At 74.9% G+C, this 9,891-nt stretch carries 1 protein-coding gene and 2 CRISPR repeat arrays (1 of these 3 cut by a window edge); the gene reads right to left on the bottom strand.

Going from position 1 to position 9,891, the window contains the following annotated elements; genetic code table 11:
- Nucleotides 1-429: direct repeats of the CRISPR family, unit length 29 nt; unit sequence GGGCTCATCCCCGCGCGGGCGGGGCGGAC; it begins 242 nt to the left of the window's first position.
- Nucleotides 430-461: 32 nt separating this feature from the next.
- Complete coding sequence (locus V9G19_RS02320; RefSeq protein WP_462283871.1) at nucleotides 462-1,712, bottom strand: IS110 family RNA-guided transposase; 1,251 nt, start codon at nucleotides 1,710-1,712, stop codon at nucleotides 462-464.
- Nucleotides 1,713-1,984: 272 nt separating this feature from the next.
- Nucleotides 1,985-9,866: a CRISPR direct-repeat array (repeat unit 29 nt; unit sequence GGGCTCATCCCCGCGCGGGCGGGGCGGAC).
- Nucleotides 9,867-9,891 lie beyond the last annotated feature (25 nt).

Raw genomic sequence — 9,891 nt, forward strand, 5'->3', positions numbered from 1 at the left:
ACAGCCCTGGCGCGAGCATCATTTCGGGCTTGCAGGGCTCATCCCCGCGCGGGCGGGGCGGACAGGCGGAGATTGGCCCGGAGACACAGGGCCGGGGGCTCATCCCCGCGCGGGCGGGGCGGACCCAACCGCACCTTCCGACCCGGCTCCGGCTCACGGCTCATCCCCGCGCGGGCGGGGCGGACTCGCAGTCGGCGCGGCAGGCGTACGCGCGCGGGGGCTCATCCCCGCGCGGGCGGGGCGGACTCGCTGGCCCGGTTCTCCAGGTGCCACGGCATGGGCTCATCCCCGCGCGGGCGGGGCGGACGGCGGGTTGCACCGCCGTCTCCGCGAGGACTCCGGCTCATCCCCGCGCGGGCGGGGCGGACCCCGGACAGGTCGGGCCACGACCGAACAGTGCGGGCTCATCCCCGCGCGGGCGGGGCGGACAACGTGTTTCACCTGGCATGAGAAGCCCTGTGTCAAGCCGCCCTGTTTTGTTGGGTGAGGAGTCGTTGGAGCGCTTGGTGTCGGTCGGGGTCGTAGGCGGTGTTGTTTTGCCAGCAGTGCCAGATGACGAAGAGCCAGGCTCGGGCCAGGATGCGGACGGCGTGGGGGTGGTCGTGTCCGCGGTCGATAGCGCGTTTGTAGAGCTGTGCGGCCCAGGGGTTGTCGTGTCGGGAGTCGCCGGCGAAGTCGGTGACGGCGTCGCGCAGTTGTTTGTCGCAGGCCCAGCGGAAGGTGACCGCGCGGGCCTTGCCGGATTGGCGGGTGGAGGGGGCGACGCCGGCGAGGCAGGCCAGGGATTCGGGGGTGGGGAATTTGCCGCGGCAGTCGCCGATCTCGGCGAGCAGCCGGGCGGCGCGGACGGTTCCGGAGCGCGGCAGGCTGGTGAAGATGTGGGCATCGGTGTGCGCCGCCAGTTGTGCCTCGATTTGGGTGGTGAGGGTGGTGATCTGCTCGGCCAGGGTGGCGGCGACGGCGAGGTAGGCGCGGGTGATCCCGGCTTGGGTCTTGGCGGTCGGCCCGGTCAGGCCGCGGGGCGCGCCGGTCAGGTGGGCGTGCAGGACGGCGGGGTCCTTCTTGCCGGAGTAGCCGTGTTTGGCCAGCCAGGCGGCCAGCCGGGTGGGGGTCAGCCAGTCGGCCTGGGCTTGGCTGGTGAACCGGGAGATGAACGCGAGGCTGATGGCCGAGTCCAAGGCCGCGAAGAGGCCAACCGCGCCAGGAAAGACGTTGCGCAAGTGGGCGCGCAGCTGGTTGGTGACCACAACCCGGTGATTGACCAGGTCCTTGCGGGCGCGGCACGCGTGCCGCAACGCGACCGTCTCCTCGGTGTCGGGGACCAAAGCCCGCAGCCGGGGCCGGTCGGTGCGCAGAGTGTCGGCGAGCACGAAGGCGTCGAACCGGTCGTCCTTGTTTCCAGCCGAGCCGTAACGACCGCGCAGGTTCTTGACCTGGTTCGGGCTGATCACCACAACGGTCAGCTTGGCCGCCAGCAGGGCGTCGATGACCGGCCCGTCCGGGCGTTCGATGGCGACCTCACCGACGCCGTGGCGGCCCAGGAACCGCACCAACGCACTCAGGCCGGAGGCGGTGTGGTCGACCATGGTGCGGGCCCGTTGACGGCCGCGGTCATCGACGATGCACACGGCATGGTCATCGCGGGCCCAATCAATGCCCGCGGTCACCGCGTTCGGGGGTGTATCGGGCAGGGTGTTACTGGCAGACTTCACGTCAGCCTCCTCGCTGCTAATCCCAGTGGGGAGGCACCCGCATGTGCCGATGGTTCCGGGACGCAGCTGCCGGTTCGCTCACTGATCGGCGCTCGGAGGCGCTCAGCCCTGTCGACGGTCCGTACGTCCCGGGTAACCACCAGACCCCGCAGATCTCATGCTGGACATCCAACGCGTCGAGCGAGCAGGGCGATGGCCTGGTGGCACCACGGGTGCATCAGCGATCAGGCGATCACTGACACAAGGAAGGTAGACCAGTGAGCGAGAACCTTGGGCTCATCCCCGCGCGGGCGGGGCGGACGCCGGGCTCCACATCAGGTTCCGCCGCGACAGGGGCTCATCCCCGCGCGGGCGGGGCGGACCCACCCGCTTTCCGGGATGTCGGTGAGCAGCAGGGCTCATCCCCGCGCGGGCGGGGCGGACCTTGTCGCGCTTGGTGCCGTTGGCTCGGCGGGGGGCTCATCCCCGCGCGGGCGGGGCGGACTTCAACGAGGAATTCGCTTACCTGCACGGTGAGGGCTCATCCCCGCGCGGGCGGGGCGGACGTCCGCGCGAGCCCGGCGAACTCGCTCGTCCGGGCTCATCCCCGCGCGGGCGGGGCGGACACCCCGCCGTGTCAATAGTTCAGGTTGGGGTGAGGCTCATCCCGGCGCGGGCGGGGCGGACATGCGCAGCGGCGTTGGTGTGAACGTGGCCGCGGGCTCATCCCCGCGCGGGCGGGGCGGACGCCGGCGCTCGACGGTGCGGAGCTGCTGATCCCGGCTCATCCCCGTGCGGGCGGGGCGGACCAGGCGCACACCGATTTGCGCGCCAACTTCACGGGCTCATCCCCGCGCGGGCGGGGCGGACCCCGCGTGGCGCCAGTATTCGAACTTGGCGGCGGGCTCATCCCCGCGCGGGCGGGGCGGACTGGTCCATGCTCGCCGCCGAGGCCGCGACCGCGGGCTCATTGCCGCGCGGGCGGGGCGGACTAGGACCTTCTGGTCTTTGAGCGCGGCCGGCGGGGCTCATCCCCGCGCGGGCGGGGCGGACTCTCGTGGCCGTGGCGTCCGGCGGCGGCCCGGTGGCTCATCCCCGCGCGGGCGGGGCGGACGTCGCTGTAGGAGTCGCCGTCGGACTCTTCCAGGGCTCATCCCCGCGCGGGCGGGGCGGACTCTGCGCCCACGACAGGACCAGTGAGCCGGCGGGGCTCATCCCCGCGCGGGCGGGGCGGACCCGCGGCCACAATGGTCGGGCGCCTCCAAGTGGGGCTCATCCCCGCGCGGGCGGGGCGGACCCCCTGATGTGCGACAGCGCCCGCTGCGTGCTGGGCTCATCCCCGCGCGGGCGGGGCGGACTTCACGTGTTCCACTCGGTGTGGCCAGGCGTGGGGCTCATCCCCGCGCGGGCGGGGCGGACCGGCCGCGGTGAAGGCCAGGTGGCGGAAGCTAGGGCTCATCCCCGCGCGGGCGGGGCGGACGGGTACGCGCCGCTGGTGACGCGGACGGTGGAGGGCTCATCCCCGCGCGGGCTGGGCGGACTCCAGCCTGTACGCAACAAAGGTGTGGGACGCGGGCTCATCCCCGCGCGGGCGGGGCGGACTTCGGCGTAGGCGCGGACTTGCCCGCCGATCGGGGCTCATCCCCGCGCGGGCGGGGCGGACGGACTGAGCAGAAGGTGCGGAGCGCCTGGTGCGGGCTCATCCCCGCGCGGGCGGGGCGGACGGGTACGCGCCGCTGGTGACGCGGACGGTGGAGGGCTCATCCCCGCGCGGGCTGGGCGGACTCCAGCCTGTACGCAACAAAGGTGTGGGACGCGGGCTCATCCCCGCGCGGGCGGGGCGGACTTCGGCGTAGGCGCGGACTTGCCCGCCGATCGGGGCTCATCCCCGCGCGGGCGGGGCGGACGGACTGAGCAGAAGGTGCGGAGCGCCTGGTGCGGGCTCATCCCCGCGCGGGCGGGGCGGACCCGGGCTCCGCGCCATCGAATCTCGTTTGGGAGGGGCTCATCCCCGCGCGGGCGGGGCGGACCTTCCCCTTCATCATTTCGAGGTCATCGAAGTTGGGCTCATCCCCGCGCGGGCGGGGCGGACTCCCCGAGTTGGACGGCGCTGACCTGGTTCTCGGGCTCATCCCCGTGCGGGCGGGGCGGACAGCCTTGTGCGCGACGGCGCATAGGGCTACGAGGGCTCATCCCCGCGCGGGCGGGGCGGACCCAACCGATGACATCGACCCAAGAGCCTTCGCGGGCTCATCCCCGCGCGGGCGGGGCGGACTTCGAGATAATCCACATCCGGATTCACCGTTCGGGCTCATCCCCGCGCGGGCGGGGCGGACCCAAGCGCCGGACCGTCGCCAAGCTTCTGAACGGGCTCATCCCCGCGCGGGCGGGGCGGACGTCGCACCGTCAGGACAGATCGGCACGGTGATGGGCTCATCCCCGCGCGGGCGGGGCGGACCGAGAACCAGTTGGCCGCGCCGGAGTGGCCGAGGGCTCATCCCCGCGCGGGCGGGGCGGACATCGCCCAGGCGTCCTCCTGCCACGACGCCGGGGGCTCATCCCCGCGCGGGCGGGGCGGACCGGGCCGCCGACGGGCGGGTGTGGTGCGTCCAGGGCTCATCCCCGCGCGGGCGGGGCGGACCCCTCAAGCTCTAGTTTGGCACCCGCCGAGCTAGGGCTCATCCCCGCGCGGGCGGGGCGGACAGCTCACGGCGGAGGAACTCGAGGCGCTGTCGGGGCTCAGCCCCGCGCGGGCGGGGCGGACGCCTTCTCGAGACCCGCCTTGGTGCGGAACGAGGGCTCATCCCCGCGCGGGCGGGGCGGACCCGGTCGACACCGTGTCGGTCGAGTGGATGTAGGGCTCATCCCCGCGCGGGCGGGGCGGACGTCGTCCAGGTCCACCGACACGCCGTTCTGAAGGGCTCATCCCCGCGCGGTCGGGGCGGACCCGGTACGAGCCGCGGCCTCGTACTGGCTGATGGGCTCATCCCCGCGCGGTCGGGGCGGACCACATCCCGTTGATCGGCAGCAGCATCCAGCAGGGCTCATCCCCGCGCGGGCGGGGCGGACTACATGATGCCGGATAAGCAAGTGTCCGTGGAGGGCTCATCCCCGCGCGGGCGGGGCGGACAGGTCCGCACCCGACGAGGTCAGGTCCGCACCTCTGAGGGGCTCATCCCCGCGCGGGCGGGGCGGACAGGTCCGCACCCGACAGGTCAGGTCCGCACCTCTGAGGGGCTCATCCCCGCGCGGGCGGGGCGGACAGGTTCGCGTCCGTGAGGTTCGCGCTCGTGAGGGGCTCATCCCCGCGCGGGCGGGGCGGACGCTTCAGCACAGCAGACGATTCGGTCATGGCAGGGCTCATCCCCGCGCGGGCGGGGCGGACTCCCACCCGAGTCGCGTGGTACTACGCCGCGGCAGGGCTCATCCCCGCGCGGGCGGGGCGGACGCCACATCCCGAGGCGCCAGCCGTCGAGCACGGCTGGGCTCATCCCCGCGCGGGCGGGGCGGACTTGCAGTTGCCTGTCGAACGAGGTTCGGAGCCAGGGCTCATCCCCGCGCGGGCGGGGCGGACTGCCAGGATCCCGGGACGGCACGAGCACGGCATCGGGCTCATCCCCGCGCGGGCGGGGCGGACGCAGGGCGGCGCTGGGCAGATGCCGCGTCCTGAGGGCTCATCCCCGCGCGGGCGGGGCGGACCCTTTGGCGGCTCGCCGCCGACTCCGTGGGACCAGGGCTCATCCCCGCGCGGGCGGGGCGGACTTCCGACCTGCGCAGCTCGGTCCTCAGCTTCCCGGGGCTCATCCCCGCGCGGGCGGGGCGGACTGAGCCGCGAGCCCCGCCGTCCGCTGCCGATCGGGCTCATCCCCGCGCGGGCGGGGCGGACGTCGCGGGTGACGGACCGGCTGGAAACCTCCGCTGGGCTCATCCCCGCGCGGGCGGGGCGGACGACGGGACAACCCGGCCTACACGTTCCGGAGGTAGGGCTCATCCCCGCGCGGGCGGGGCGGACTCCCGGATCTCCGCGCGCCTCTAGCGCCCAGTTGGGCTCATCCCCGCGCGGGCGGGGCGGACCAGCCCACCATGTCGATAGTTCAGGGTGCGCGGGGGCTCATCCCCGCGCGGGCGGGGCGGACGTCGCAGCCGGTGCGCCAGTCGCCGCGCAGCTGGGCTCATCCCCGCGCGGGCGGGGCGGACCTCGGGTGTTTGGACGGAACGGATCCCGTTCGCGGGCTCATCCCCGCGCGGGCGGGGCGGACCGAGGACAGCATGGCCCGGGCGATCCCGACCGGGGCTCATCCCCGCGCGGGCGGGGCGGACCCTGGCACCATAGAGGCCGTGGCCGAATCCGTGGGCTCATCCCCGCGCGGGCGGGGCGGACTCCGGAGTCCGTCGGCAGTTGCAGCGCCTGCACGGGCTCATCCCCGCGCGGGCGGGGCGGACTACGACGCGACGCGTAACGGGTTGGCCTTCAACGGCTCATCCCCGCGCGGGCGGGGCGGACGAGTCCCCATGGTGGCAAGGCCCGCTGCTCGGGGGCTCATCCCCGCGCGGGCGGGGCGGACTTCCACACCGTCGTCAAGACACCCTTGATCGCGGGCTCATCCCCGCGCGGGCGGGGCGGACGAGCGCCGAGGACGTGGTCCCGGAACGTTCGCGGGCTCATCCCCGCGCGGGCGGGGCGGACATCACGGACGGCGTCGGGGTGCTGCACTGGCCGGGCTCATCCCCGCGCGGGCGGGGCGGACTCCGGATGACGTCAGGCATCGGGGGCCCGATCGGGCTCATCCCCGCGCGGGCGGGGCGGACTCCACGATCTCCACGAGCACGTCAAGGTCCGGGGGCTCATCCCCGCGCGGGCGGGGCGGACCGGGACCTGCTGGCGGACGCGCTCGTGGACGCGGGCTCATCCCCGCGCGGGCGGGGCGGACCGCACGTTCCGGGAGTTCGGGGAGCAGTTCACAGGCTCATCCCCGCGCGGGCGGGGCGGACCCCTGCCCGTCACGGTCACCGCGGCGACCGATGGGCTCATCCCCGCGCGGGCGGGGCGGACCCGGCCCGAACTCCGGATCCTCGTACAGGAGAGGGCTCATCCCCGCGCGGGCGGGGCGGACGACATCGTCATTGCGCGGGCCCGGCGGAACGCTGGCTCATCCCCGCGCGGGCGGGGCGGACTGCATGGCCGCTCGACTGGCCTTTCTGGCCGCGGGCTCATCCCCGCGCGGGCGGGGCGGACGCCGGCGGATCAGCTCCACCGACTCAGCAACCGGGCTCATCCCCGCGCGGGCGGGGCGGACGACCCGAACGGGGTCTACGTCCCGACCGGCGTGGGCTCATCCCCGCGCGGGCGGGGCGGACTGCCGGGCCGCGTCCTTGGTGATCGTCATCCCGGGCTCATCCCCGCGCGGGCGGGGCGGACTCCGGCGCCCACTCGCCGGCCTCACTGCCGCAGGGCTCATCCCCGCGCGGGCGGGGCGGACTGACCGGCACCTCTCCCGAGGGCGCGACATGGGGGCTCATCCCCGCGCGGGCGGGGCGGACCGAGTAGCTCGCCGGCCTCTGTGACGGAAACGGGGCTCATCCCCGCGCGGGCGGGGCGGACGAGCTTGGCGCGTTCACGTGGGTGGACGGGAAGGGCTCATCCCCGCGCGGGCGGGGCGGACAAGCCTCGGGCGCCGCTCATGCCGGCGTATGAGGGCTCATCCCCGCGCGGGCGGGGCGGACCAGTACCCGCCGCTGATGTTCACGTCGGCGCCGGGCTCATCCCCGCGCGGGCGGGGCGGACACCGCGCCGGCCTCAACCGCTTGCCGGCGCACGGGCTCATCCCCGCGCGGGCGGGGCGGACCGGCATCGGACGCGCCCGGGACATGGTGAGACGGGCTCATCCCCGCGCGGGCGGGGCGGACCGTACGGCCATCGCCGGCCGTATCCACCGTCCAGGGCTCATCCCCGCGCGGGCGGGGCGGACGTCCCCGCCGTCAAGTACGCCACCGCTGCCACGGGCTCATCCCCGCGCGGGCGGGGCGGACTGCGACCCGGCGACCTCGCTGCTGACCGTGAAGGGCTCATCCCCGCGCGGGCGGGGCGGACGCGGGAGTGCCGGCTTTACTACTCCGGGGATCAGGGCTCATCCCCGCGCGGGCGGGGCGGACTGCGACCCGGCGACCTCGCTGCTGACCGTGAAGGGCTCATCCCCGCGCGGGCGGGGCGGACGCGGGAGTGCCGGCTTTACTACTCCGGGGATCAGGGCTCATCCCCGCGCGGGCGGGGCGGACCTCCGGGAAGCGCAGATGCCGCCGTGGGAAACGGGCTCATCCCCGCGCGGGCGGGGCGGACCGACTCGGGGCAGCCCCGGCACGGCAGGTTCCGGGCTCATCCCCGCGCGGGCGGGGCGGACCCGCTCAATGACGACCCGGACATCGTCCGGTAGGGCTCATCCCCGCGCGGGCGGGGCGGACTACACACTCACGGGCCAGATCAACATTCCCCGGGGCTCATCCCCGCGCGGGCGGGGCGGACCTCCGGGAAGCGCAGATGCCGCCGTGGGAAACGGGCTCATCCCCGCGCGGGCGGGGCGGACAGTTCCGCAACATGGCGCGAGGGACAGTGTGTTGGGCTCATCCCCGCGCGGGCGGGGCGGACCGCTCCGGCATCGGTGTCACCACGTCCTTGCAGGGCTCATCCCCGCGCGGGCGGGGCGGACACACTCGTACCGCATCTTTGTCTCCCGCACCGAGGCTCATCCCCGCGCGGGCGGGGCGGACCCATCGCCGGCTTGGTGAGCCGGAATCTTGCCCGGGCTCATCCCCGCGCGGGCGGGGCGGACCGCGTCATCAAGGACGTCTTCAATGTCCTCCTGGGCTCATCCCCGCGCGGGCGGGGCGGACTTCCACGCGGTCGACGTCACCGACTTGACCGCGGGCTCATCCCCGCGCGGGCGGGGCGGACTTCCACCCCGCCGTGAAAGCAGCTTTCACGGCGGGCTCATCCCCGCGCGGGCGGGGCGGACGACCGCTTCAAACAGTGCCGTGCTCATGGCGTGGGCTCATCCCCGCGCGGGCGGGGCGGACACCCTCCGGGGTAACCTCCCGTGAGGTACAGAGGGCTCATCCCCGCGCGGGCGGGGCGGACTGATGTTCTGCGCTTCCTGCCAGGGGGATCCTGGGCTCATCCCCGCGCGGGCGGGGCGGACGCCGCGGCCTGATCGAGCGGGACAGCGGAAATGGGCTCATCCCCGCGCGGGCGGGGCGGACTTGGCTCGCGCCGGCGGACGACCGGGTGCGTCGGGCTCATCCCCGCGCGGGCGGGGCGGACGGGTACCAATGTTTGTTCCGCAGGAGCGGATAGGGCTCATCCCCGCGCGGGCGGGGCGGACCTAGAAGCCCTCGTGCTGCAGCCAGGGCTGGGGGGCTCATCCCCGCGCGGGCGGGGCGGACGGCTGGGCAGGGTGGAGACGGTCGAGACGACGGGGCTCATCCCCGCGCGGGCGGGGCGGACCCAGTCGTAGGAGAGGACGATGTGGGAGCCGTGGGCTCATCCCCGCGCGGGCGGGGCGGACCTGACCTTCCCCAACACCTCGTTCCTGGCCCCGGGCTCATCCCCGCGCGGGCGGGGCGGACTCCGGACGACCACCCACCCCCGCTCGGTGATTGGGCTCATCCCCGCGCGGGCGGGGCGGACCGACGAGTCCGAAGCTTTCACTCGGCTCGTCGAGGGCTCATCCCCGCGCGGGCGGGGCGGACTGCCAGCTCCCGGACGGCATCGTTCCCATCCAGGGCTCATCCCCGCGCGGGCGGGGCGGACCCAGTCGTAGGAGAGGACGATGTGGGAGCCGTGGGCTCATCCCCGCGCGGGCGGGGCGGACATGCTGTCCCCTGAGCGCCCCCCCGGTGTCCGGGGCTCATCCCCGCGCGGGCGGGGCGGACCTGCCCCCCAAGGGCATGTGGCTCGAGTACGGGGGCTCATCCCCGCGCGGGCGGGGCGGACCGTCGGTGACGGGCCGGAACGTGAATGGCACGGGGCTCATCCCCGCGCGGGCGGGGCGGACGTGGATCTGGTCTCTGGAGTCCGAACTGCGACGCAGGGGCTCATCCCCGCGCGGGCGGGGCGGACCTGGCACGTTGACCATCGTGGTCCGCTGGCCTCGGGCTCATCCCCGCGCGGGCGGGGCGGACCCGCGACTGCCTGGAATGCAATCAA

Origin of the sequence: Nostocoides sp. (assembly GCF_037045025.1) — a bacterium.
Taxonomy (GTDB): domain Bacteria; phylum Actinomycetota; class Actinomycetes; order Actinomycetales; family Dermatophilaceae; genus Nostocoides_A.